19 protein-coding genes are annotated in these 24,212 nt (G+C 65.6%); 12 read left to right on the forward strand and 7 right to left on the reverse strand.

Translation table 11 applies throughout. From position 1 onward, the window contains the following. Positions 1-2: 2 nt before the first annotated feature. Entirely contained in the window at positions 3-449 is a 447-nt protein-coding gene (locus NFG58_RS05830; RefSeq protein ID WP_045991932.1) for a tripartite tricarboxylate transporter TctB family protein, read from the reverse strand. Then, complete coding sequence (locus NFG58_RS05835) at positions 436-1,986, reverse strand: tripartite tricarboxylate transporter permease (RefSeq protein WP_348827760.1); 1,551 nt, start codon at positions 1,984-1,986, stop codon at positions 436-438. The genes NFG58_RS05830 and NFG58_RS05835 overlap by 14 nt, the downstream gene beginning before the upstream one ends. 613 nt (positions 1,987-2,599) lie before the next feature. Between NFG58_RS05835 and xsc the strand changes: the two genes are divergently transcribed. From xsc to NFG58_RS05855, 4 genes are all read left to right on the forward strand, one after another. Beyond that, entirely contained in the window at positions 2,600-4,420 is a 1,821-nt protein-coding gene (xsc, locus tag NFG58_RS05840; protein ID WP_045991934.1) for a sulfoacetaldehyde acetyltransferase, read from the forward strand. A gap of 183 nt (positions 4,421-4,603) precedes the next feature. Continuing rightward, the gene (gene pta, locus NFG58_RS05845) at positions 4,604-5,611 is read left to right on the forward strand and encodes a phosphate acetyltransferase (RefSeq protein ID WP_045991935.1); all 1,008 of its coding nucleotides are present in this window, start codon (positions 4,604-4,606) and stop codon (positions 5,609-5,611) included. Between the two features lie 27 nt (positions 5,612-5,638). Continuing rightward, on the forward strand, positions 5,639-6,427 hold the full coding sequence (locus NFG58_RS05850) for a TSUP family transporter (protein WP_204248926.1): 789 nt from the start codon (positions 5,639-5,641) through the stop codon (positions 6,425-6,427). Between the two features lie 38 nt (positions 6,428-6,465). Next, complete coding sequence (locus NFG58_RS05855) at positions 6,466-7,194, forward strand: aspartate/glutamate racemase family protein (RefSeq protein WP_146164632.1); 729 nt, start codon at positions 6,466-6,468, stop codon at positions 7,192-7,194. Here NFG58_RS05855 and NFG58_RS05860 read toward each other — a convergent pair. After that, on the reverse strand, positions 7,184-8,116 hold the full coding sequence (locus NFG58_RS05860; protein WP_052704284.1) for a LysR family transcriptional regulator: 933 nt from the start codon (positions 8,114-8,116) through the stop codon (positions 7,184-7,186). The genes NFG58_RS05855 and NFG58_RS05860 overlap by 11 nt on opposite strands. Positions 8,117-8,258: 142 nt before the next feature. On the opposite strand from NFG58_RS05860, the gene NFG58_RS05865 reads away from it, so the two are divergent. Next, positions 8,259-9,671, forward strand: a complete 1,413-nt coding sequence (locus NFG58_RS05865) for a sodium:solute symporter family protein (RefSeq protein ID WP_197037056.1) — start codon at positions 8,259-8,261, stop codon at positions 9,669-9,671. A gap of 189 nt (positions 9,672-9,860) precedes the next feature. Beyond that, a complete protein-coding gene (locus NFG58_RS05870; protein ID WP_348827761.1) occupies positions 9,861-11,141 on the forward strand; it encodes an FAD-dependent oxidoreductase in 1,281 nt (426 codons plus the stop codon). A 22-nt stretch (positions 11,142-11,163) separates the two neighbouring features. Here the strand turns inward: NFG58_RS05870 and NFG58_RS05875 are convergent, their stop codons facing one another. Both NFG58_RS05875 and NFG58_RS05880 read right to left on the reverse strand, forming a co-directional pair. Then, positions 11,164-12,909 (reverse strand): cobalamin biosynthesis protein CobT, encoded by a 1,746-nt coding sequence (locus tag NFG58_RS05875; protein WP_348827762.1) that lies wholly within the window; start codon positions 12,907-12,909, stop codon positions 11,164-11,166. Next, a complete protein-coding gene (locus NFG58_RS05880) occupies positions 12,906-13,955 on the reverse strand; it encodes a MoxR family ATPase (protein WP_348827763.1) in 1,050 nt (349 codons plus the stop codon). Before NFG58_RS05880 ends, NFG58_RS05875 begins: the two co-directional genes overlap by 4 nt. A gap of 213 nt (positions 13,956-14,168) precedes the next feature. Here NFG58_RS05880 and thiO point away from each other — a divergent pair, with 213 nt between their 5' ends. The 3 genes from thiO (at position 14,169) to NFG58_RS05895 (ending at position 17,355) form a co-directional block, all read left to right on the forward strand. Beyond that, the gene (thiO, locus tag NFG58_RS05885) at positions 14,169-15,359 is read left to right on the forward strand and encodes a glycine oxidase ThiO (RefSeq protein WP_222515408.1); all 1,191 of its coding nucleotides are present in this window, start codon (positions 14,169-14,171) and stop codon (positions 15,357-15,359) included. Positions 15,360-15,480: 121 nt separating this feature from the next. Then, the gene (locus NFG58_RS05890; RefSeq protein ID WP_045991941.1) at positions 15,481-15,873 is read left to right on the forward strand and encodes a nuclear transport factor 2 family protein; all 393 of its coding nucleotides are present in this window, start codon (positions 15,481-15,483) and stop codon (positions 15,871-15,873) included. Between the two features lie 33 nt (positions 15,874-15,906). Continuing rightward, positions 15,907-17,355 (forward strand): FAD-binding oxidoreductase, encoded by a 1,449-nt coding sequence (locus tag NFG58_RS05895; RefSeq protein WP_222515407.1) that lies wholly within the window; start codon positions 15,907-15,909, stop codon positions 17,353-17,355. A gap of 102 nt (positions 17,356-17,457) precedes the next feature. On the opposite strand, the gene NFG58_RS05900 is transcribed toward NFG58_RS05895, so the two are convergent. Continuing rightward, positions 17,458-18,360 carry a LysR family transcriptional regulator gene (locus NFG58_RS05900; protein ID WP_108131561.1) on the reverse strand — a complete coding sequence of 301 codons (903 nt, stop codon included), beginning with the start codon at positions 18,358-18,360 and terminating at the stop codon, positions 17,458-17,460. Between the two features lie 117 nt (positions 18,361-18,477). Here NFG58_RS05900 and NFG58_RS05905 point away from each other — a divergent pair, with 117 nt between their 5' ends. Genes NFG58_RS05905 through NFG58_RS05915 form a run of 3 tightly spaced genes read left to right on the forward strand, consistent with a single transcriptional unit; the run spans position 18,478 to position 22,581 of the window. Next, on the forward strand, positions 18,478-19,992 hold the full coding sequence (locus NFG58_RS05905) for a sodium/glutamate symporter (protein ID WP_222515405.1): 1,515 nt from the start codon (positions 18,478-18,480) through the stop codon (positions 19,990-19,992). Continuing rightward, the gene (locus NFG58_RS05910) at positions 19,992-21,611 is read left to right on the forward strand and encodes an amidohydrolase (RefSeq protein ID WP_124802462.1); all 1,620 of its coding nucleotides are present in this window, start codon (positions 19,992-19,994) and stop codon (positions 21,609-21,611) included. The genes NFG58_RS05905 and NFG58_RS05910 overlap by 1 nt, the downstream gene beginning before the upstream one ends. Beyond that, positions 21,601-22,581, forward strand: coding sequence for a GTP-binding protein (locus NFG58_RS05915; RefSeq protein ID WP_052704285.1), 981 nt, complete (start codon positions 21,601-21,603; stop codon positions 22,579-22,581). The genes NFG58_RS05910 and NFG58_RS05915 overlap by 11 nt, the downstream gene beginning before the upstream one ends. A 17-nt stretch (positions 22,582-22,598) precedes the next feature. Here the strand turns inward: NFG58_RS05915 and NFG58_RS05920 are convergent, their stop codons facing one another. Continuing rightward, positions 22,599-24,092 (reverse strand): PLP-dependent aminotransferase family protein, encoded by a 1,494-nt coding sequence (locus tag NFG58_RS05920; RefSeq protein WP_124802460.1) that lies wholly within the window; start codon positions 24,090-24,092, stop codon positions 22,599-22,601. Positions 24,093-24,212: the final 120 nt, after the last annotated feature.

The following is a 24,212-nucleotide window of genomic DNA, read 5'->3' on the forward strand; positions in this document are numbered from 1 at the left end:
TTCTACAGAAGTAGGCCTTTGGGAAACTGCACCTTTAACAGGGCAGTGAATACGCCGAAGAGCACCGCCAGAAAGCCGGTACCGATGACGATGTTGAGAAGGATCTTTCGGCTCGAGGAAAGCCCGGGCATATAGACGCTACTGATGACGACGAACCCCACCAGGGTGGTGACGTAGAAGCCGAGAATTCGTAGTGCGAGCAGTAGCAGGAAAAAGATGGCAAGCGCCGGGATGATGCTGCCCCAGGGGATGGAGATGGCGCCTTCCTCGGCCTGGCCTGGGGCCAGGATTTCCACCGCGAGCAGCACGACTGCCAGAGTCAGTACGATCAATGACACCACTCGGGGAAAGCTGTAGCCGTATGCCCCGCCTGCCCAGGAGGCGGCTACCAGGCCAAGTGCAATGATCAGTGCGCCGAGGGCCACCTGACGCGGTTTAGTGAGCATCATGGTTGGCCTCCGGATGTACCTGGACTCGATGATCGGGCGTCGCACGCTGGCGGGTCTTGCGGGCCTGCCAACTGGCGTAGAGGCTGTAGGCCACCGACAGCAGGCACAGCGAGACCAGCAGGATATTGAGCCAGCCACCGAACATGTAACGCAGCATGCCGTCGCCGGCCTGGGCCAGCATCTGACTCTGCAGGAAGTTGGTTTCGGCAATAGGGCCGAGAATGATACCGAGTACGATGGGCCCGGGGGTGAAGCCGTACTGCATGCCGAAGTACATCAGAGAGCCCATGGACATCATGATGATGACGTCGGAGAAGCTGTTCTGGACGCTGTAGGTGCCGAAGATGGCCAGCGTGGTCACCGCCGCCGCCATGATGTGGCGAGGAATCCGAATGACGTACTTGCCGATCCCGCTGATCCACAGCCCACACACCACCAGCAGAATCTGGCTGATCAGCAGTGCTCCCATGAAGGTCCAGGCGACCGAAGCATGCTGGGTGAACAGGTCTGGTCCGGGAAAGAGGCCTTGAATCAACAGGCCGCCGAGCAGCACCGCGGCGGTGGGGCTGCCCGGTATGCCAAGCGACAGCATGGGCACCAGTGACGCCCCGACCATGGCGTTGTTGGCACTTTCTGCAGCGATGATGCCCTCCGGCTCGCCCTTGCCGAAATTGTCCTTGTTGTGACTGAATTTCTTGCACTGGTCGTAGGCAATCAGCCCGGCAATCTGGCCACCGGCGCCGGGAATGATGCCGACGATGATGCCGGACAGGCTGCCGATCACCAGCGCCTTGACCTTCTTCAGGTTGAAGATGATCGCCTTGATCACGGAGGTGGGTGCCATGTCGAAGCGTTCGCCGCCGTTGGCACCCTTGGCGCCCTCTACCATCTGCAGCACCTGGGGTATCGCAAACAGGCCGATCAGGGCCGGGATGATGGTGATGCCGCCCTGCAGATGCTCGCTGAAGACGAAGCGTTCGGTGCCGGTCACCGGGTTGAAGCCGATCAGCGAGATCCAGACGCCGATCGCGCCGCCGAGCAAGCCCTTGAGTACCGAGGCGCTGCCCAGAGAGCCGATGACGGTGATGCCGAGGATGGCCGTCCAGAACAGCTCCGGGGGGCCAAACTTCAGCGCCACATTGACCAGGTAAGGGGTCAGGAAGATCAGCACCAGGACCCCCAGCACGCCCCCGACGGCGGAGCTGATAAAGCAGTAGTACAGCGCCTGGGTCGCCTTGCCGGCCTTGGCCATGGGGTGGCCATCCAGCATCGTTGCAATGTTGGCGGGCGCCCCGGGGATGTTGATCAGGATGGCGCTGACCGCGCCGCCGGCGACCGTCGAGGTATACAGAACGCCGAGCAGGATCAGCCCCGAGGTAGCGTCCATCTTGAAGGTGAAGGGGATCAGTAGCGCCACCGCCATCGTCGGACTGAACCCCGGCGTCGCCCCCAGAATCAATCCGACGATCGTGCCGCCGATCAGGATAAGCAGGTTCCAGCCGCTGAGAACCTGCGGAAGGTAATGCAGTAGTTCCACCTTGAGCCTCCCGTGACGCCACAGGGGCGGGCGTCTGTTGTCGTTGTCATTCAGTTGGGATAAGCGCGTTTGCCTTTGGCGTGCTTTCTTTCACGGGCTTGATGGCGGTCGCATCAAGGTTGGTGAGTGTGTAGAGGGTTTTGATCAAGTCATTTAACAGATGTACATGAGTTGTATGTCTAGAAGTCTCCCGCGGGACTGTCAACGTATTTTTCCCTCCGAAATGCCGCTGCAATGCAGCAATGGCGGGCCTTTCAGCGGGATGCGGGGGTTCGGCAAAAGGCGCGTGATCGATCCTGCAGGCAAGGGTGCAAGGGGCGCGGATGGAGGGGCGGGCGAGCGGCGGGAGGCGCTGCAGGGGCTTGGCGGAGCAAACAGGGTGGCACGACGACGGTCTTTTTTTATAAAAAACGAACCGTAACGTATCAAATAATGAAATTCGTCTTGACCGGGCACGAATCGGCCGCTACCTTTGGGTCAAGTTTCGCAAATCGGAACTTATGGTATCGAAAAGCTTGAGGCGACCGATCCGGAGCGGCTCAAGCCAAGACAAGGCCCGAGGCCCTGATGGCCGACGCCGCCAGCATCCGCTTTTGTTCCCTGGAGGAGCCCCATGAGTCACAACGACAACACCAACAAGCGCCAGGTCGTGAAGGGTAAGCAGAAGATGACGCCCTCCGAGGCCTTCGTCGAAACCCTCGTCGCCAATGACGTCACCGACATGTTCGGCATCATGGGCTCGGCCTTCATGGACGCCATGGACATCTTTGCCCCCGCCGGCATTCGTCTGATTCCGGTGGTGCACGAGCAGGGCGCGGCCCACATGGCCGACGGCTATGCCCGTGTTTCCGGCCGCCACGGTGTGGTCATCGGCCAGAACGGCCCCGGCATCTCCAACTGCGTGACCGGCATCGCGGCGGCCTACTGGGCCCACAGCCCGGTGGTCATGATCACCCCGGAAACCGGCACCACCGGTATCGGCCTGGGCGGCTTCCAGGAGTGCAACCAGCTGCCGATGTTCCAGGAGTTCACCAAGTATCAGGGCCACGTCACCCACCCGGCGCGCATGGCCGAGTACACCGGTCGCTGCTTCGAGCGGGCCATGTCGGAGATCGGTCCGACCCAGTTGAACATTCCGCGTGACTACTTCTACGGCGAGATCGAGGCCGAGATTCCCGAGCCGCGTCGCATCGACCGCGGCCCCGGTGGCGCTCAGTCACTGGACGAGGCGGCGGCCCTGCTGGCCGAGGCCAAGTTCCCGGTGATCGTTTCCGGTGGTGGCGTGGTCATGGCCGACGCGGTGGAAGAGTGCAAGGCCCTGGCCGAGCGCCTCGGCGCGCCGGTGGTCAACAGCTACCAGCACAATGACTCCTTCCCCGCCAGCCATCCGCAGTGGTGTGGTCCGCTGGGCTACCAGGGCTCCAAGGCCGGCATGAAGCTGATCTCCCAGGCCGACGTGGTGCTGGCGCTCGGCACCCGTCTCGGGCCCTTCGGTACCCTGCCGCAGCACGGCATGGACTACTGGCCGAAGGACGCCAAGATCATCCAGGTGGACGCCGACCACAAGATGCTCGGCCTGGTGAAGAAGATCTCTGTCGGCATCTGCGGCGACGCCAAGGCCGCCGCGGTCGAGCTGAGCCAGCGCCTCGAGGGCCGTGACCTGGCCTGCGACGCCTCCAAGGACGAGCGTCTTGCCAAGATCAAGGCCGAGAAGGACGCCTGGGAGAAGGAACTCGACGAGTGGACCCACGAGCGTGATCCGTTCAGCCTCGACGCCATCGAGGAAGCCAAGGACGAAAAGCCGTTCTCCGGCGGCGAGTACCTGCACCCGCGTCAGGTGCTGCGTGAGCTCGAGAAGGCCATGCCGGAAGACGTTATGGTCTCCACCGATATCGGCAACATCAACTCGGTGGCCCACAGCTACCTGCGCTTCGAGAAGCCGCGCAGCTTCTTCGCCCCGATGAGCTTCGGCAACTGCGGTTACGCCCTGCCGACCATCATCGGTGCCAAGACCGCCGCGCCGCATCGTCCGGCCATCGCCTACGCCGGTGACGGTGCCTGGGGCATGAGCCTGATGGAGACCATGACCGCCGTGCGTCACGGCATCCCGGTCACCGCGGTGGTGTTCCACAACCGCCAGTGGGGCGCCGAGAAGAAGAACCAGGTCGACTTCTACAACCGCCGCTTCGTGGCCGGCGAGCTCGACAACGAGAGCTTCGCCGAGATCGGCCGCGCCATGGGTGCCGAGGGTATCACCGTGGACCGTCTGGAAGACGTGGGCCCGGCGCTGAAGAAGGCGGTGGACATGCAGATGAACGAAGGCAAGACCTGCATCATCGAGATCATGTGTACCCGCGAACTGGGCGACCCCTTCCGCCGTGACGCCCTGAAGAAGCCGGTGCGTCTCTTGGAGAAGTACCAGGACTACGTCTGATACCGGCGGCGAAGGACTCCCCTGTCTGACTCGCCACGCAAGACTCTCTCGTCCGGTATGACGACATTGCCCTGGCCTGGTGCCAGGGCTTTTTTACATTCGCCAGAGGGTGGTAAAGAGCCCCGGCTGAGTGAAGGGATGGGCGGAGTCTCCGATAACAATGACCCCGGGAGAGCTGTTCCGATGAAAGCGCTCAATCATATACGCGACATGGCCCGCCAGGACCCCAGACGTATCGTGCTGTGCGAGGGCGACGATGCGCGGGTGCTCAAGGCAGGACTGGCGGCAAGCCAGGCCGGCTATGCCCGAATCTTGCTGGTGGGGGATCGTCAGGCGATCGACGCCCGGGCCGAGGCCGAAGGGCTCGAGATTGGGGCGATCGAGCTGATCGATCCCGCCGACTCCGAGCACACCGATCGCCTGGCAACGCTCCTGCTGGAACTGCGCGGGCCCAAGGGCATGACGGCGGAGGATGCCGCCCAGCGGGTACGTGAGCCGCTGATCTTTGCCAACCTGATGGTCCGCGACGGCCTGGCCGACGGCTGTGTGGCTGGGGCAGTGCACACCACCGCCGACGTCGTCCGCGCCGCCATCCAGTTGATCGGCAAGGCGCCAGGGGCGAGCCTGGTGTCGAGCTTCTTTCTGATGATGTTGTGCAAGGAGTTCCATAGCCTGAAGGGAGGCATGATCTTCTCTGACTGCGGGCTGGTGGTGGACCCCGACGCCGAGGCGCTGTCGCAGATCGCCATGGCCGCCGCCGACAGCGCCGAGGCGCTGCTCGACGAACCGGCACGGGTGGCGATGCTGTCGTTCTCCACCAGCGGCAGCGCCCACCACGCCTCGGTGGACAAGGTCGTGGAGGCGGCGCGCAAGGTCAAGAACGCGCGCCCGGGCCTGGCCATCGACGAGGACGTGCAGCTCGACGCCGCCATCGTCGCCGAGATCGCCGAGCGCAAGCTGCCGGACTCCAGGGTCAAGGGCAACGCCAATGTGCTGATCTTCCCGGACCTTGAGGCTGGCAATATCGGCTACAAGCTGGCCGAGCGGATCGGCGGCGCCGAGGCTATCGGTCCGCTGCTGCAGGGCCTGGCGCGGCCCGCCAATGACCTCTCGCGGGGGTGCAGCGAAGAGGATATCGTCAATGTGATCGCCGTCACCACGGTCCAGGCCCAGCGGCTGTCGGTGGCGTAACACTCATCTGGCCGGCCGGGAGGGAAGATGACACTGGTACCCGAGGGAATGGAGCTGTCTGGCCTTTTGGCGGTAATACTGATCACCGTCCTGGCAGGCTACCTGCACACGGTGTCCGGGTTCGGTATCGGCATGATCATCATCGGCGTGGCCAGTGGCTTCGAGCTGGTCAGCGTCGCCACCCTGGTGGCGGTGGTCAGTCTGGTGACCCTGGTCAACAGCGCCGTGGCGCTGCCCGGCAAGCTGCATCATCTCGACCGGCGCCATGTGCTGGCGCTGGGGCTCGGCATCGTGCCGTCTATCGGCCTCGGGGTGTGGGCGCTGAACTGGCTGAGCGTCAGCGCCGAGGCGCTGTTGATGCTGATGCTGGGAGCGCTGGTGTTCTACGGCGGGCTCAGCGTGGGCTTGCGGCCGCGCCCACGCGCGGCCGTATCGTCCTCGGCAGGCTTCGCCGCGAACGGCGTCATGACTGGGCTGCTGGCCGGGATGTTCGGCATGCCGGGGCCGCCGGTCATCTACCACTGCTATCGCCAGCCGCTGCCCACCGAGACCATCCGGCTATTGCTGATCGCTTGCTTCGCCATGACCTCGGGGGTGCGCACCCTGTATGTCGGCGCCGCCGGCGGGCTCGATGCCCAGGTCTGGCTGTTGGCGTTGTGGACCCTGCCGGCGGTGGCGCTGGCCACCTGGGCCGGACGCCGCTATCCGCCGCCCTGCAGCGCCGTGCTATTGAGACGAGTGGCCATGCTGACGCTGATGGTGATAGGCGTGGGGCTGATGCTCGACGGCAGCCTGGCGCTGTGGACCAGGGCTTGAGGTTCGCACAGATACTACAACGGAACAGGAGTTTGCCCGTGAGAGTCGCCATGGAAGAGGCACCGCTTGGGGTGCTGTGTCTGGATTCTTCCTTTACCAAGCCGCTTGGTCATCTGCGCAACCCCGACACCTTTCGCCACCCGATACGCTACGAGGTGCTGCAGGGCATCGATATTCCCCGCCTGCTGCATGCACCCGGGGATGAGCTGGGCGCGCTGCTGGTGGACCGCGCCAGGCGTCTGGAGCGTGAGGGGGTGTGTGCCATCGCCGGGAGCTGTGGCTTCATGGCGCGCTATCAGGAACGGGTCGCGGCCGCGGTGACGGTGCCGGTGGTATTGTCCAGCCTGACCCTGCTGCCGTGGCTCGCCAGCGTGCACGGTGGCACAGGACGGATCGGCGTGCTGACCGCAGACTCGGGGGCGCTCAAGCGCGCCCACTTCGTCGGCGCTGGCTGGCAAGGGCCTCTGCCGGTGGTGCAGGGGCTCGAAGACGGTGATGAGTTTCGTCAGGTGATCCTGGAAGGTCGACGCGATGACCTGGATCTCGCCGCCATGGCGCAGGAGCTGGCACAGGCAACCCGAAGACTGAAAGCGCAAGCGCCGCTGGACGCGGTAGTGCTGGAGTGTACCGACCTGAGCGCTTTCGTGGAGGTAGTGCGACGGGAGGCGGGCTGCCCGGTCTACGATATTGTGCCGGCACTCGAGCTGATCCTTCGCTCCGCTGCCGGCAGGCAGCAATCGGCGCCGGACCCGCTCGTCACGGGCTGAGCGGCGACAGCGCGCGCCGGTGCCAGGTGTCGAGTCCCTTTTCCAGATAGGGCAGAAACCGCTGGCACTGGCGCGAACTGGTGTGAAAGCGCGAGGTGATCACGGCGATATCGAGGTCGATGGCAGGAACGAAGGGCAGGATCGCCACGGCGCAGTCGCGACGCATCAGAAAGCTCCAGGCCGAGACCGGGTCCACCAGGGCATGGCCGATGCCGGCATTGACCAGGCTGATGGCGGAAGGGAACAGGTGGGTTTCGGCGGCGATCTGCCAGTCGGCGCCGGCCTGTCTGAGCGCCTGCTTCAACTTGAGTGTGCTCTGGTGGTGCTCGTCCAGGGTCACCAGAGCCTTGCCGTCAAGATCCGCCGCCTCTACCTGAGCAAGGCCCGCCAGCGGGCTGTGGCGCGGTACCGCCAGGTGCATGCGCAGGGACAGGTGGCGGGCATCGAGGTCGTTAAGGTCATCCTGGCGTTCGATCACGCCGACATCGAACTGGCCCTCGGCCACCCAGTCCCGGATCTTGCGCGAGCTGAAGGTCTGCAACGACAGCCGGGTATCGGGATAGTCGGCCAGGTACTCGGCCATGATCCCGGGCATGGCGGTGGGCGAGAGCCCCGGCATGCAGCCCAGGATCAGCTTGCCCGCGCGGCCCTGGCGCAGGCCATCGGCGAGTTCGTCCAGATGTGACACCGACGCCAGTACCTTGTCGACCCCCTCCATCAGATAGCGGGCCTCGGGGGTCAGCTCGGTACCGTAGTTGTTGCGGCGAAACAGCAAGAACCCCACCTCCTGCTCGAGATTGGCGATGGCCGAGCTGACCGCCGGCTGGCTGAGTTCCAGACGACGGGCGGCCTTCGACAGGCTGCCGGTGTGCACAACCTCACGAAATATCTGGAGCTGGCGAAGCTGGTGACGAACCTTCATGGGCGTCCCTCCGGGCGCCCTCGGGAAGTGAGCGAGCGCCTCTAAATTGTATTTATGGTTTCATAGTTATCTCAAAGTTGTCTTTATGGCAATGGCGGTCGATGCTGACACCACCCCCAACAACCATAACGAGGGTAGTTCCATGAATCCCATCGACCTCGGCGGTCTGCTTCTGTATTTCGCGATACTGATCTACATCGGCTATCGCAGCGCCAAGAAGGTCTCCGGCAGCGCGGACTTTGCGGTGGCCGGCAACAAGATCATCTGGCCGGTGCTGTTCGCCACCCTGGCGGCTTCCTTCCTCGGCGGCGGCGCCTCCATGGGGCGTGCCGGCAAGTCCTTCGACGAAGGCTACGCCTTCATGGTCGCCGCCTCGGCCTTTCCCCTGGCCACGGTACTGGCGGGTCTGTTCATCGCCCCCCGGCTCAAGCGCTACGTCAACGCCCAGACCGTAGGCGACATCATGGCGCAGCACTTCGGTGCCAGCGCGCGACTGTTCACCGGCATCTTCTCGCTGGTGTTCTGCATCGGCATCCTCGGCGCCCAGGCCCTGGCGGTGGGCACCGTGTTCCACGCCATCCTCGGTATCGAGGTCTCCACCGGCATCCTGATCGGCATGGCGGTGGTGCTGTTGTATTCCACCGTGGGTGGCATGTGGGCGGTGATCCAGACCGACGTGGTGCAGTTTCTGATGCTGGCGGTGTTCCTGCCGGTGACCATGCTGATCGGCATCCATGACCTGGGCGGCCCCCAGGCGCTGGTGGAGCGGTTGCCCGAGGGCCACTTCAGCCTGATGGGCGACTATTCGGTGGGCATGTTCCTGTCGATCTTCATCGCCTTTCTGCTCGGCGAGACCCTGGTGCCGCCCTACACCCAGCGCGCCCTGTCGGCCCCTGACTCGCGCCACGCCCGCATCGGCTATTCGGTGGCCGGCGGCTTCGGCTTCCTGTTCTATCTGGTCAGCGCCACCATCGGGCTGGTCGCGCTGGTGCTCTATCCGACCATCTCGCCCGACCAGGCGATGCCGACCCTGATCCGCGACGCCCTGCCGGTGGGCATCACCGGACTGGTGCTGGCCTCGCTCCTGGCCGTGGTGATGTCCACCGCCGACTCCTACCTCAACTCGGCGGCGGTGATCTTCGTCGGTGACATCTACAAGCCCTTTATCGAGCCTGACGTCAGCGAGAAGAAGCGGCTGTGGATCGAGCGGCTGGTCAACCTGCTGATTGGCCTCGGCGCGGTGGTCTTCGCCCTTTACGCCACCTCGATCATCGATGCGCTGCTGCTCAGCTACGCGCTGTGGGCGCCGACCATTCTGCTGCCCTTCGTGTTCGCGGTGCTGTTCGATCTGCGCTGCACCCGCTCGGCGGTCGCCGCCATGCTCGCCGGCGCCCTGGTGACCATCCTGTGGAAGTGGGGGCCCTTCGACCTGCAGGCGGCGACTGGTCTGACCGCGCTGATCGCCGGCGTCATCGCCAATGTGCTGGTGTTTGTACTGGTCTACCGACTGTTCCGCTCGGTCCCCGACGCCCCTGTCGCCGCCAAGGCTCAGTGAAGGAGATTCCCATGACTCTGTACGCTCTTGCTCTGTATACCGTCAGTGCTGTCAGCATCCTCACCGCGGTGGGGGTGGGTATCGCCTCCTGGCGCTTCTACCGCGACAACTGAACCCCACGATATCGCCCACAAGACGCGGCTGGCCCCAAGCACGGGCCTGCCGCCCTCGTCCAACAGGAGACAGTGCATGAATACCATCGCCGTCGTGGGTGCCGGCATCGTCGGGCTGGCCGTGGCGCGTTCGCTGGCGGGACGTGGCCACCGGGTACAGCTTTTTGACCCGGGCCCGCCGGGGGAGGGCACCTCCTTCGGCAACGCCGGCCTGATCGCCAACTACGCCACCTCGCCCATGGCCAGTATCGATACCTTGAGGCAACTGCCTGGAGAGCTGTGTCGGCGTGACGCCTCGCTGTCGGTTGACCCTCGCTATCTGGCCCGCCTGGCGGGCTTTGGTCCGCGCTTTCTCAAGGCGGCGACGCCGTCGCGTTTTGCCCGCCACAAGTCGGATCTGGTGGCGCTGATTCAGGATGCGGTCAAGGCTCAGCACGCGTTGCTTGAGTCGCTCGAGGCGCCGGATCTGTACGCCGATACCGGCTGTCTGCAACTCGCCCGCCAAGGCGACCCGCTGGCCGCGACCCTGGAGGCGTCGGCCCGTGCCAAGCGGGCCGATGGGGTGGCCTGTGAGGCGCTTACGGCGCAGGAGGTGCGCGATCTGGAACCCGCGATCCATCCCGCGGATCTCGTCGGCGGCCTGTACTTCCCCGAGACGCGCCACCTCAAGGATTCCCTGGCGGTGAGCCGAGCCCTGTGGCAGCGCCTAAAAGGCGAGGGCGTAGTGCAGCATGGTGCCCGCATCAGGGGGCTGGTGCCGCTGGCCGCGGGGGGCTGGCGCCTGATCTGTGAGGACGGCGAGAATGGTGAGAACGGCGAGAATGGCAAGAATGGCAAGCCCCGTGAGTACCAGGCCGACCAGGTCGTGCTGTGCGCGGGCATCGCCAATGATGCCTTGCTCAAGTCGCTCGGAGTGTCGCTGCCGGTGGTGAGTGAGCGCGGTTACCATGTGCGGCTTGAAACGCCGCTTTCGCTGTCGCGCCCGGTGGGCTGGCTGGCCCGCCACTTCTACGCCACTCCCATGCATGGCGGCGTTCGCCTGGCCGGCACCACCGAGTTTACCGCTCCTGACCGCGCCGCCGACGAGCGCCGCTGGGAAAGGCTCAAGGGCTGGGGAGAAGCGCTGTTCGGACGGCCCCTGAGCCTGGCAGAGCGCTGGATGGGCGTGCGCCACTCGACACCGGACGGCCTGCCGGTAGTGGGGCAGGTGACGGGCAGAGAAGGGCTCTTCGTGGCCTACGGCCACGGCCACCTGGGGCTGACCCAGTCCGCCCACACCGGCGAATTGATCGCGGCCATGATCCACGGCGAAGCCCTGCCTGACTACGTCGCCAGCCTGTCTCCAGCACGGTTTTAGGAAGGGCGATTCTAGACGAGAGCTAGTAACGACGCCTCGACAACATCAGCTCCACCACTTCGTCGAGCAGGGCGTTGTCGAGGGTCTGGTCCAGGGCGATGACCCGGTGGCGGGCGTAGTAGGGACTCAGGTCCAGGCCGACGCCGAGGCCGATGATATCGATGGGGCCGGGGCGACGGCCGTTGCCGCCGCCGAAGGTTGCGACCACCGAGCGCAGGTGGTTGTCGAGGTAGTGGCGGTCGTTGGCCAGGTTGGTGGCGCTGTCCGAGGGGCTGCCGTCGGAGATCACCACCAGCAGGCGGCGATTGACGTCTGCCGCCATCAGGCGCTGGCAGGCCCACTCGACCGCTTCACCGTCTATCCCTTCCTTGTACAGGTCGGCCTTGAGCAGGGCGGCAAAGCGCTTTCGCGCGCGTCGCCACGGCTGCTGGGCGTCCTTGAAGATCAGATGGCGCGCCTCGTTAAGCCGTCCCGGCGTGGCGGGGCGTCCGGCCTTGAGCCAGTCGCGCTGGGCTCGGCCACCGTTCCAGGCGGCGGTGGTGAAGCCCAGCACCTCGCTGTCGACGCCGGCCATGTCCAGTGCCCGGGTCAACAGCTCGACCAGCATGGCGATGGACTCGCCGTGAGCCTTCATCGAGCCGGAGCAGTCGATCAGCAGGGTGACCTGGGTGTCGCTGACCGGACGGTAGCGCTCGCGCCGAAAGACGCGCCGCTCCTGGGGCGAAGAAACGATCTGGGACAGCCGGCGGCCGTCGATGACGCCGCTTTCCTCGCCGTCCTGCCAGCCATCGCGATCGGCCACCGACAGGTGGCGGCGAAACTGACGGGCCAGACGACGCACATTGACCTTCTGGGCGTGCAGGCGCTCGTCCAGGCGCGTCCGATACTCCTCCAACTGGGCCTGACGCACCAGGCTGTCGGCCTCGCGCTCGCTGTCGTAGGCGGTGGTGAAGGCGCGATAACGATGGGCGCCGTCGGCCAGGGTGCGGCTCTGGCCAGTGGCGGCCAGGGGCACCTCGTCGTCGAGTTCGTCCTCGCTGTCGAGCAGCAGTGCCAGCGCCCGGCGTGGGTCCTTGGCTTCGTCCTCGCGCTCGCCCTGAGGCTCGTAGCCTTCGAGCTGGGCAGCGATCCAGTCGGCGATGTCGCGGGCGTGACGCTGGAATCCTTGCTGGTCGTGGCGCTCGCGCCGCAGTCCCGCCAGGGCGTGGCCCAGCGCCGGTACGATATTGGCGCGGGTCGCTTCCAGCAAGTCCTCGAATTCCTCGAGCATGGGCGCCGCCATCAGCCGTGACCGGCTGATCTGGATCACGCAGAACAGCAACAGGCCCAGCGCGCTCTCGGTGAGCTGGGCGTGGTGATAGTCCAGCGACCAGCGCTCGAAGCGTGCCTTCAGGTTGCGCGCCATGCCTGGGGCTGGCCCGTCCATCAGGGCCTCGACCCGACACTGCTCGAGCCAGTCGTAGATCAGTCGCGGCTCGGGTTCCTCGGGGCGCAGGCGCTGGTGCAGCCGGTCGTCGCTGAAGCGCTGGCGCAATGCCAGGGCGTCGCTGACGGCGCGATAGTCGGCGAGCGACAGGCAGTCCTCGGCGAGCTTGAGGTGAGGCGCGCGCAGGGCCACCCGGGACGCCCCTCGGTAGAGCCTGCGACCGGCGTAGAACCAGTCGTGCTCACCGGTATGGGCGCGCAGCACGGCTGCCTCCAACTCCTCCAGGTACTGCTGGCGGCGCTGGCGGGCGAGCGCCAGCGCCGCCTCGCCCGCTGCGCTCATGGCGCCTCCCCGGTGTCTTCTTTCTTGTCCAGTGAATCCCTGGCCTGTGAATCGTCGTCTGACGACACACTGGCCACTGACTCGCTGAGTTCGGCATCGAAGCAGCGCTGGTAGAACTCGGCGACCAGGGGCCGTTCGTGCTCGTCGCACTTGTTGAGAAACGATAGCCGGAAGGCCAGCGCCGGGTCGCGGAAGATCTCGCAGTTCTCGGCCCAGGTGATGACGGTACGCGGCGACATCAGCGTCGACAGGTCGCCGTTGGCGAAGCCCTTACGGGTCAGTTCGGCCACCGCCACCATGGCGTCGATGTGGCGTCGGCCACGTTCGTTGTCCTTGCTCGGCACCCGGGCAAGCACGATCTTCACTTCCTCGTCGCGGGGCAGGTAGTCGAGCTTGGCGACGATGTTCCAGCGGTCCACCTGGGCGTGGTTGAGCAGTTGGGTGCCCTGGTAGAGGCCGTCCTGGTTGCCTAGTCCCACGGTATTGGCGGTGGCGAACAGGCGAAACATCGGATGCGGGCTGATGACCCGGTTCTGGTCGACCAGGGTGAACTGGCCGTCGCGCTCCAGAATGCGCTGGATCACGAACATCACGTCGGGACGCCCGGCGTCGTACTCGTCGAAGATCAGCGCCACCGGGCGCTGCAGCGACCAGGGCACGATGCCTTCCTGAAACTCGGTGACCTGGACCCCGTCGCGAATGACGATGGCGTCCTTGCCGACCAGGTCGAGTCGGCTGATATGGCCGTCAAGGTTGACCCTGGCGCAGGGCCAGTTGAGGCGGGCGGCTACCTGCTCGATATGGGTCGACTTGCCGGTGCCATGCAGGCCCTGAACCATCACCCGGCGGTTGCGGGTGAAACCGGCCAGGATCGCCAGGGTCACGTCGGGATTGAAGCGATAGGCGTCATCGATGGCCGGCACATGGTCGTCGCGCGTCTCGAACACCGGGACCTGAAGGTCGGAGTCGATGCCGAAGATTTCCCGGGCGCTGTGCCAACGCTGGGCGGGGAGGGCGTCGTCGAGCAGGGGTGAGGCGTCGGCCATGGTCGTCAATCCTGAAACGCGGTGGAAAGGTGTGTCGTCACTATAGACCTGTTTTAAAAAATAACGCAAATTGTATCGAAAAATGAGATTTGATTGATCTTGTGTCGCTGCGACGATTGGCCTTTGGCGGTGATAACAGCGGTGATAACGGTGGTGGCAGCGGTCGCGATAGCGGCGCTGAATTGACATGGGCAGACGAGCGAGGAGGCGAGCATGAGCGATGTAGTGGTGGTAGGCGGCGGGGTCATCGGCCTGATGAGCGCCTGGCAGTTGGCCGAGGCGGGGCTTTCGGTGACCCTGGTGGAGCGCGGGCGCTGTGCCCGGGAAGCCTCCTGGGCCGGTGGCGGTATCGTCTCGCCACTCTACCCCTGGCGCTACAGCGCCCCGGTGTCGGCGTTGTCGGCACTATCGGAAGAGGTCTATCCGGGACTCTGCGATGAACTCAGGGAGACCACCGGCGTAGACCCTCAGTTCAGCCGACACGGGCTTCTGTACCTGGCGGTGGAAGATGCCGACGCGGCGCGTCGCTGGGCCAGGTGTCAGGCCAAGCCGCTCGAGGACATCGACGCCGATGCCATCCGCCGGATGGAGCCGGCGTTGGCCGACACCCATTGGGTCCGCCAGGGCCTGGGCGGACTGTGGATGCCGACCCTGGGTAGTCTGCGCAATCCGCGCCTGGGCCGTGCCCTGCGTGTGCGGCTCGAGCGGCATCCAGGGGTCGAGCTGCGCGAGGGCTGTGAGGTGACCGGCTTCAAGGTCGTGGCCGGGCAGATCCAGGGCGTCGACACCGCCACCGGCGTGCTCACCGCGTCCAGGGTGCTGGTATGCGGCGGCGCCTGGAGCGGTGCCCTGCTCAAGCACCTCGGGGTCGGCATGGCGGTGGCACCGGTCAAGGGCCAGATGATGGTGCTGCGACCGGCTCCCGGCACGCCGCGGCCGCTGTCGCGGGTGGTGCTGGCCGATGGGCGCTACCTGATTCCACGGCGTGATGGCCGCATCCTGGTGGGGTCCACCCTTGAGCATCAAGGCTTCGACAAGCGCACCACCAGTGAGGCCCGGGTGTCGCTGTATCGCAGTGCCGTGCGCCTGCTGCCGGCGCTCGCCCGGGCGTCGATCGAGCACCACTGGGCGGGCCTGCGTCCCGGCTCCCCCGGGGGGATACCCTTTATCGGTGAGGTGCCGGGATGTCGTGGCCTCCACGTCAATGCCGGTCACTTTCGCAACGGCCTGGTGCTGGCGCCGGCGGCGGCGCGGCTGGGCGTCGAGCTGATGCTGGGGCGCACCCCTTGCGTGGATCCGGCCCCCTATCGCATCCAGCGCGAAGAGCCGGCGGGCCCTGTCTCTACCCCTGGCTCGACGTCCGTGTCGGGGCTGGCCCAATCGACGGCGGGCAACTGGTGCTAAGTGGCAGACGACCGGCCCCTATAGGCTCAAGGTGAGTCGAGGCGCGCTGCGCCTCGCCACCACTTTGCTGACACAGCGTGAGCGACATCCACCCGCGCTGCCAATAACAAGGAGTCTCACCATGAGCCAGCCCGACGCCCAGTTTCTCGCCGACTTCGCCGACGCCCTCAACCGTCACGATATCGATGCGGTGATGTCGATGATGACCGACGACTGCGAATTTCATGCAGTCGCAGGTCCCGACCTGCTCGGCAAGACCTTTCGTGGTCAGCAGGAGGTTCGCGCCGGGCTGCGTGCCGCCTGGGAAAACGCGCCGGACGCCCAATGGCTAGACGGCGTGCATCAGGTCGTGGGAGATCGCGGCTACAGCGAAAGCACCTATAGCGGCACCACCGCCGATGGCATGCGCTCCGAGGCGCGGATGATCGACGCCTTCACCTTCCGTGACGGCAAGATCGCGGTGAAGAACGCCTACCGCAAGCAGCGCCCCGCCACGCCGGTCAACAACGGCTGAGCGACCTCGGATACCTGACTCGGGAGCTTCGACATGCTGGATCTACAGACCCCGCTGGCCGCTTCGTCGGACGATGCCGCCCGGGCCACTCCGGCCCAGGCCCCCTATGATCCCGCCTATGATCCGTTGACCGCCAGGCAGGTCGGTACCGGCTGTGACTATGCGCCGACCTACTGGATCGCCACCGCCGGCGAGCCCCCGGCCGACGATGGCCCGATCGTGGCGGACACCGACACCGATGTGGTGATCATCGGCTCCGGGTTCACCGGTCTTACGGCGGCGATCTTTCTGGCCGAGCGCTACGGCATCAAGGCCACGGTGCTCGAGGCCAACCGCGTCAGCTGGGGATGCAGCACCCGCAATGGCGGCCAGGCCCAGTGCGCCTCGGGGCGGCTCAAGCGGTCTCAGTGGATCCAGCGCTATGGCCTCGATACCGCGCTCAAGTTGCACCGCGAGTGTGTCGAGGGCATGCAGACCTTCAAGTCGCTGATCGCCGATATCGACTGCGACCCGCAGCCCGGCGGGCACCTGTATATCGCCCACAAGGATAGGGTGATGCCGAGCCTGGAGAAGGAGGCGCGGCTTCTGCGCGAGACCTTCGACTACGACGCTCGCATCATCGACGGCGACACCGTCAAGCGCGAGTGGGTGGGCGACAGCGAGGCGGCCGGCGCCATGCACGAGCCCGAGGGCATCGGTATCCACGCCGCCAAGCTGGCCTTCGGCTACCATCGCAAGGCGCGCGCCCTGGGGGTGAAGATCCACCCGGCGAGCCCGGTGCTGGGCTGGGAGACCCATGGCGACGTGCACCATCTGCGCACGCCAGGCGGCGTGGTCAAGGCGCGGGCGGTGGGCATGGCCACCGGCGGCTACGTCACCGGCCAGCTGAGCCCCCACCTCAAGAACCGGCTGCTGCCGATTCTGTCGAACTCCATGGTCACTCGGCCGCTGACCGAGGCCGAGATCGAGGCCACCGGTTTCCGCACCCGACAGGTGCTGACCGACACCCGAATCCTGCGCCACTACTATCGGCTGCTGCCGGACAACCGCGTGCAGATCGGCAGTCGCAGCGCCATCAGCGGCCGCGATGCCCCCAGGGAGCGCTACGCGGCGGTACTCAGGGCCGACCTGGAGCGCAAGTTCCCGGCGCTTGCCGGCATCGAGATCGACTACTCCTGGTGGGGCTGGGTCGACGTCAGCCACGACATGATGCCGCGCATCCATCAGCCGGACCCGAAGGAGAGCGTCTACTACGCCCTGGGCTATGGCGGCAACGGGGTGATGTACTCGGCCCAGGCCGGCAAGCGCCTGGCCCAGTGGATCACCGGGGAGGGCAGGTCGTTGGATCTGCCGATCTTCACCTCGAAGCTGCCCTTTCCCAACCTGCGCGAACGTATCGAGTCGGAGGCCTTCGCCCCCTTCCGCCGATTCGGCCAGCGCTTCCTCTATCGCTACTACTACTTCAAGGATGAGGTGCTCTGAACTCGATCGGTCCCGTTCTGGATATGGGTAACCCTCACGACGATGCCGCGACCCTGGGGTCGCGGCTTTTCAATGTCTGCAGTGCTGCGGTGGGTGCTGCGGCTACTTCACTTCCTCCGGTGGCAGCATCTTGTCGAGGCGGTCGAGAAAGGCCTGCTGAACCGCTGTCACGCCGTCTTCCCGCCAGGCCACCTCGGTGACCAGGCACTCCTTTACCCCCTCCAGCGGCAGCAGGGTGACGCCCTTGCGCACATAGTTGGTGGCGCACTCCAGGTGCACGGTGACGCCGAAGTCGCAGGCGACAAAGGCAAACATGGTCTCGCTGTTGAAGGTCTCCTGGGCGACATGGGGTTCGAAGCCCGCCTGCCGACAGATCTGCTCGAGCATCTGGCGAAAGTGCAGCCACATGCTGCGGGCGCCAAGAATGAACGGCTCCCGGGCCAACTCCTCCAGCCGGATGCTCTTGCGCCCGGCCAACGGGTGGTTGTCACCGACCGCGGCGATAAAGTGATCTCGCTGGATGGGACGGGAACGCAGCCCCGGGGTCAGCACCGGGCCGGTAACGAAGCCGAAGTCCAGGCGTCCCTCGGTCAATTCGTCGAGCTGCTGGGCGGTGGAGCCGAAGCTCAGGTCGAAGTGGATGTCCGGATTCTGGCGGCGAAAGTCGTCCAATAGTGCCGGCAACTCACCGGTGATGGCGAAGTCGGTGTAGCCGATGGCCAGCCGGCCCAGTTCTCCACGGCCCGCTCGCTGGGTCTTGAGCACCGCATCATCGACCTGGCGCAGTATCTGGCGGCTCTCCTCGAGCATGATGCGTCCCGGATCGGTGAGGCGGACCTGGCGATTGTTGCGCACGAACAGCGCTTCACCGATGGCGTCCTCGAGCTGAGCGATGGTGCGACTCAGCGCCGGCTGGGCGACGTTGAGACGCTCGGCGGCGCGGCGAAAGTGCAGGCTGTCGGCCACGGCGACAAAGGCGTAAAGGTGGCGAAGCTCAATGCGCATTGATGCCTCACAGGTATCAAGTGAACGTTAAATGATATTATACGCGCAACGATGGCGTGCCTAGGCTGGAAGTGTTCGCTTCACTTCCAACAACGACAACGTCGAGGTGACTCCATCATGCAAGACTCCTTTCACGGGGTGATCGCCTTCGCGCTGCTTGCCCTCATGCTGTGGGTCGGCAGCCAGCTGAGAAGCCGGCTGAGCTGGCTTCGGGCCTCGCTGGTTCCGGCCAGCATCGTCGGCGGCCTGATCGGTTTCCTGGCGCTTTCGCTGGATCTGCTGCCGGGCTACTCACCCGCCGACTTCACCGCTCTGACCTTTCATTTCTTCACCCTGAGCTTCATGTCGCTATGCCTTACCGGGGGTGGTCGCCAGGACGCGCCCGGTGGTGGCGGCAGTATCGTGCGCGGCGGACTCTGGCTGACGCTTGCCTGGAGCATCAGCCTGGGCATGCAAGGTGCCATCGGCTTTCTGGTGGTGACCGGCTATGACGCCGTGACCGGCAGCGACGTCAGCGGATTTCTGGGAGCCATCGTGACCCACGGCTTTACCCAGGGGCCGGGCCAGGCGCTGACCTACGGCACCATCTGGGAGACCGAGTACGGCATCGCCAATGCCGCCCAGGTGGGGCTGATCTATGCCTCTCTGGGATTCTTGATGGCGTTTGCCCTGGGCGTGCCGCTTGCCCGGCGCTACCTGACCAAGGGGTTGAACGCCAATCGCGCCTCGCGCCTGGATGACAACTTTCGCCTGGGCTTCTTTACCCGGGCGGGCGACGACGAGGGCAACCAGCAGGCTCCCGGGATGGGGCGCATGGTGTCGCACCCGGGCAATCTGGATTCGCTGGCCTACCATCTGGGCCTGCTTGCCATCGCCTACGTGATCACCCACCTGTGGCTGACCTTCGTGCAGGGCATCATCGGCAATGCCTCGCCGTTCGGCATCAACGTCGGGGTGCTGTTCAGCCACAACCTGTTCTTTCTGCACGGGCTGGGTGTCTGCGTGCTGATGCGCATGGTGATCGATCGGCTCGGGCTTTCCCACCGTGTCGATGACGAGACGCTCAAGCGGATCACCGGCAGCGCGGTGGACTTCATGGTGGTGGGAACCCTCATGAGCATCCAGTTCGCGGTGCTCTACGCGCTGCTGGCGCCGATCCTGCTGGTGACCGTGACGGTGACGATCGCCACCCTGGTGGGCTGTCTGTTGCTCGGGCGGTTGAGCGGCAATCTGGGACCAGAGCGTACCGTGACCTCGTTTGGCTGCTGCTGCGGCTCCACCGGTACCGGGCTCTTGCTGTTGCGCATGATGGACGCCGACTTTTCCACCTCGGTGCCCAAGGAACTGGCCTTCTTCAATCTGGCCATCGTGGTGGTCAACCTGCACATCCTGATGATCTTCGCCCCCATCGTGCCGTCGCTGACGCCGGCGATCTATCTGCTGGTGTTCGGCGGCACCGCCATCGCCCTGATCGCCTGCATCCCGCTGATGCTGATGTGGGGGCGGCACGGCAGAGCCTCATCGCCCTCGTCGGGCTGGGCCGAGGGTGTTCCCACACAAGGCCATGCCGCCGCCCAGTCAGACTCAGCCTCCGCGTCTTCGCCCACCATCAGCAAGGGAGCTGCCTCCTGATGAGCATCACCGTCTATCCCGCTCGACGCATCCTGACCATGAATCCGTCCCAGCCCGAGGCGACCCATGTCGCGGTGCAGGGAGATCGCATCCTGGCGGTGGGGGATGCGCAAGCCATGCCAACCGACGCCCGCATCGATGATCGCTTTGCCGACAAGGTGATCCTGCCGGGCTTCGTCGAAGGCCACAGCCACGCTCTGGAAGGCGCCATGTGGGACTACCTCTATCTCGGCTATTTCAGCCGGGTCGATGCCGAGGGCAAGGAGTGGCCGGGGCTGAAGAGCGTCGCCGAGATGCAGGCCCGGCTGCGCCAGCATGCCGAGAGCCTGCCGCCGGGCGAGCCGCTGGTCGCCTGGGGCTTTGATCCGGTCTACTTTCCCGGCCAGCGCTTAAGTCGCCACCAGCTCGATGAGGCGGTGGGAGATCGACCGCTGGTGGTGCTGCACGCAAGCCTGCACGTGATGACCGTCAATTCGGCCATGCTGGCACTGTCCGGCATCAGCGAGGGGCCGCGGGTCGAGGGCATCATGCTCGACGAGGACGGCCAGCCCAATGGCGAGCTCCAGGAAATGGCCGCCATGTTCGTGGTGTTCGATGCCCTTGGCAGGAATCTGTTCGAGGCGGTGGCGTCACCCGAGGTGCTCAGGCGCTACGGCGCCATCGCGGCGGCCAAGGGCGTCACCACCATCACCGATCTGTACAACCCCTTGAGCGATGACGCCATCGCCTCGATGGTCGAGGTGACCCGGGAGGCCGATTTTCCGGTGCGCCTGGTGCCGGCCATGGGGGTGCTGGCGTGGTCGGCCGAGGAGGGCATCGCGCGGCTCCAGGCGGCGATGGGCCACAGCCATGAGCGGCTGGTGTTTGGCCCGGCCAAGCTGATGACCGACGGCTCGATCCAGGGCTATACCGCGCGGCTGAAGTGGCCCCACTACCATGACGGTCATCCCAACGGGCTGTGGAACGCCGAGCCAGAGGGACTGGTGGCGCTGGTGCACGCCTACCACCAGGCGGGGCTTCAACTGCACATTCACACCAACGGTGACGAGGCCGTGGAGTTGATGCTGGACGCCCTGGAGGAGGCGCTGACCCTATGGCCGCGCTTCGATCACCGCCATACCCTGCAGCACTGCCAGATCATCGACCATGCCCAGTTACGTCGCGCCGCCCGTCTTGGACTGTGCCTGAACATGTTCGCCAATCATCTCTACTACTGGGGCGATGTGCACCTGGAACGCACCCTGGGACCGACGCGCTGCCAGCGCCTGGAGCCGCTGGCCTCGGCCCGCCGACTGGGCATCGTCACCGCCATCCACAGCGATGCGCCGGTGACCCCGCTGGGGCCGCTGTTCACCGCCTGGTGTGCGGTCAACCGGCAGAGCGCCAGTGGCCAGACGCTGGGTCACCATGAGGCGGTGAGCGTGGAAGATGCACTGGAAATGATCACCCTGGGCGCTGCCATCACGCTGGGTATGGACGACCGTGTGGGTAGCCTGGACGTCGGCAAGTTTGCCGATATGGCGGTACTGGACGACGACCCATTGCAAGTTTCAGCACAGGATCTGCGACACATCCGGGTACACGCCACGGTGTCGGGAGGACAGGTGCATGAGGTGTGATGATCGGGTGCCGGTGACGGTGATCGCAGGTTTCCTGGGGGCGGGCAAGACCAGTTATCTCAACCGTCGGCTGGCGTCGGGGGATATCGAGGATGCTCTGATTCTGGTCAACGACGTCGGCGAGGTGAACGTCGATGTAGCGGCGATCGACTACCGCGATGATCGAGTGCTGTCGCTGTCCAACGGCTGCGTCTGCTGCACCCTAGGGGGCACGCTGGCCGAGCAGCTGTCCCAGGCGCTGCGACTCAAGGCCAGGCCAACGGAAATTCTGATCGAGGCCAGCGGCGTGGCCAATCCTCAACGGATCGCCGATATCGCCAGGCTGGCGCCGGGGCTTGAGCTTGCCGATATCGTGGTACTGGTGGATGCGAGCCAGGCTGGCCGTCTGGCGCTGGACGCCCAGGTGGGGGAGTTATGGCGCGCCCAGGTGCACGCCGCCCATCGTCTGCTGGTCAATCGTCTGCCCCAAGAGGACAGCGCGCGCGACCAGCTGCTCGGGTGGCTGGGCCAGCTCGCCCCTGGTGCGGCGGTGGCGACAGAGCCGGTACAAGTCGCTCCCGCGTCGTCCAGGACGACGTCCTCTGGCCCGGCCTTTTGGCAGGGAAATGGCGCCAAGGCATCGGCGGAGCCGTTCGCCGTGCGTGCCCGACACTCGGGGCTGACCGATGCCACCCTGCACCTTCGCCACTCCCTGGTGGCCGAGGAGCTGCAAGTGCTGCTCGAGCGCTACCGCGACTGCCTGTTTCGCGCCAAGGGTTTTGTCCGCTGTCGGCTGGCGGACGGGGAAGAATGGCGAAGTCTGCAGTTGAGCGGGCAGCGCCTCGCCTGGCAGAGCCACGGGCCGCCCGCCACCGGCGCCGTGCTGGTGTGCATCGGGCGTCGGGGCGAACGCTTTACCCGGTTGATGGAGGAGCTTGCGCAGCTCGACAGCGAGACTGATACGGCGCCGATGGCACCGATCGGGCGCTAGCCCAGTGCCTCCCGGATTCAGCCGGTGCGACGTGCCTGGGGCAGCAAGGCCGCCAGGCGTTCGATGCCGCGCTCGATGCGGGTCTCGTCGATGGCCGAGAAGCCGAGCCTCAGGGTGGGGCGAGGCGCCGGGGTCAGGAAGTGCACCTCGCCGTTCTCGATCAGGATGCTGTGCTCCTCGGCCAGCCGCTTCAGCAGTGCCACGTCAGTGTCGGCGGGGGCCTCCAGCCAGAAGCAGGAGCCGCCGAAGGTGGAGCGGATACGCAGCTCGGGCAGGTGGGATGCGAGGGCGTCACGCATCAACAGCCAGCGGCGCTGGTAGGTCTGGCGAATCTGGCGCAGCAGCGCGTCGTGGTAGCCGCGGTCGAGAAACAGCGCCACGCTGCGCTGGTTGTTGGTGGCGGGGTGGCGCAGCATCAGCCGGCGCAGGGCGCGCGCCTCGGCGATAAAGGCGGGGGGCGCCACCATGTAGCCGAGCCGAAGGCCCGGCGCCAGGGTCTTGGACAGGCTGCCCACGTAGATCACCCGGCCATCGCTATCGAGGCTCTTGAGTGCCGGCGTCGGGTTGTCGACGAAGTTGGTCTCGCTCTCGTAGTCGTCCTCGATGACCAGATAGTTGTTGGCGCTGGCGCTGTCGAGCAAGTCGCGGCGGCGCTGCATCGGCAGGGTCACGCCGGTGGGCGACTGGTGGCTCGGGGTGACGTAGGCCAGGTGGCAATCGGCCAGGCGCTGGTCGATCACCAGGCCCTGGTCGTCCACGTCCACCGCGACGATTTCGTCGGTGAAGGTGCGGGCGATATTGACCATGTCGACGTAGCCAGGGTTCTCCATGGCGAAGCGTCGACCCGCCCCCAGGATCAGCATGGCGGTGATCCATAGCGCCTGCTGGGCGCCCACGGTGATCAGGATCTCCTCCGGTCGGGCCCAGACGCCACGGCGGGGCAGCAGTCGCTGGTGGATCTGTTCGATCAGCAGCGGGTCGTCTTCGCTCAGGTGGTCTGCCGACCAGCGGCGGATGGCGGGTACGCTGACCGAGTCGCGGCTGCACTCCCGCCAGTGCTGGGTGGGAAACAGGTTGGGATCGATCTGGCCGTAGAGGAAGGGGTAGTCATAGTCGAGCCAGTTGGCCGGCTTGACGATGGTCGGCTGGCGCGAGGGTCGCATCGTCAACAGCTCGTCCCAGGGCGTCGCTGTGCCGGAGTGGGAGGTGGCGCTGGCGGCTGGGGGGGCGATGTCGGCTGGGGGCGTGACGCGTCCGGCGAGGATATCCGGATTGACGAAGTAGCCGCTGCGCTCCCGGGCGACCAGGTAGCCGTCGTCCAAGAGTTGCTCGTAGGCGATCATCACCGTGTTGCGGGCCACGCCCAGCTCCTTGGCGAGCTTGCGGCTCGAAGGCAGGGCCTCACCGGTGGGCAGATGCCCCTCGAGGATGGCGTGGGCGATCTGCTCGCGAAGCTGGCACTGAAGGCTTTCCTGACGCTTTGCGTCGAGTCGAAACAGGGGGGCGCTCATACCGACGACGGGTTCCCGGATGGTGGTTGTTGGACGAGTTCCGGCGTGGCCCAGGCCTGGCGGCCACGCTTGCCTACGATCTTACAGCGTCGACGTCTTGTCGAGGGCTCGCGGGTGCCT

It is taken from the genome of Halomonas sp. RT37 (assembly GCF_040070525.1).
Classification (GTDB): domain Bacteria; phylum Pseudomonadota; class Gammaproteobacteria; order Pseudomonadales; family Halomonadaceae; genus Halomonas; species Halomonas litopenaei.

Coding starts and splice junctions, on each gene's coding strand:
- NFG58_RS05830 (WP_045991932.1), bottom strand. CDS start 449: ATGATGCTCACTAAACCGCGTCAGGTGGCCCTCGGCGCACTGATCATT.
- xsc (WP_045991934.1), top strand. CDS start 2,600: ATGAGTCACAACGACAACACCAACAAGCGCCAGGTCGTGAAGGGTAAG.
- pta (WP_045991935.1), top strand. CDS start 4,604: ATGAAAGCGCTCAATCATATACGCGACATGGCCCGCCAGGACCCCAGA.
- NFG58_RS05850 (WP_204248926.1), top strand. CDS start 5,639: ATGACACTGGTACCCGAGGGAATGGAGCTGTCTGGCCTTTTGGCGGTA.
- NFG58_RS05860 (WP_052704284.1), bottom strand. CDS start 8,116: ATGAAGGTTCGTCACCAGCTTCGCCAGCTCCAGATATTTCGTGAGGTT.
- NFG58_RS05865 (WP_197037056.1), top strand. CDS start 8,259: ATGAATCCCATCGACCTCGGCGGTCTGCTTCTGTATTTCGCGATACTG.
- NFG58_RS05870 (WP_348827761.1), top strand. CDS start 9,861: ATGAATACCATCGCCGTCGTGGGTGCCGGCATCGTCGGGCTGGCCGTG.
- NFG58_RS05875 (WP_348827762.1), bottom strand. CDS start 12,909: ATGAGCGCAGCGGGCGAGGCGGCGCTGGCGCTCGCCCGCCAGCGCCGC.
- NFG58_RS05880 (WP_348827763.1), bottom strand. CDS start 13,955: ATGGCCGACGCCTCACCCCTGCTCGACGACGCCCTCCCCGCCCAGCGT.
- thiO (WP_222515408.1), top strand. CDS start 14,169: ATGAGCGATGTAGTGGTGGTAGGCGGCGGGGTCATCGGCCTGATGAGC.
- NFG58_RS05890 (WP_045991941.1), top strand. CDS start 15,481: ATGAGCCAGCCCGACGCCCAGTTTCTCGCCGACTTCGCCGACGCCCTC.
- NFG58_RS05895 (WP_222515407.1), top strand. CDS start 15,907: ATGCTGGATCTACAGACCCCGCTGGCCGCTTCGTCGGACGATGCCGCC.
- NFG58_RS05900 (WP_108131561.1), bottom strand. CDS start 18,360: ATGCGCATTGAGCTTCGCCACCTTTACGCCTTTGTCGCCGTGGCCGAC.
- NFG58_RS05905 (WP_222515405.1), top strand. CDS start 18,478: ATGCAAGACTCCTTTCACGGGGTGATCGCCTTCGCGCTGCTTGCCCTC.
- NFG58_RS05910 (WP_124802462.1), top strand. CDS start 19,992: ATGAGCATCACCGTCTATCCCGCTCGACGCATCCTGACCATGAATCCG.
- NFG58_RS05915 (WP_052704285.1), top strand. CDS start 21,601: ATGAGGTGTGATGATCGGGTGCCGGTGACGGTGATCGCAGGTTTCCTG.
- NFG58_RS05920 (WP_124802460.1), bottom strand. CDS start 24,092: ATGAGCGCCCCCCTGTTTCGACTCGACGCAAAGCGTCAGGAAAGCCTT.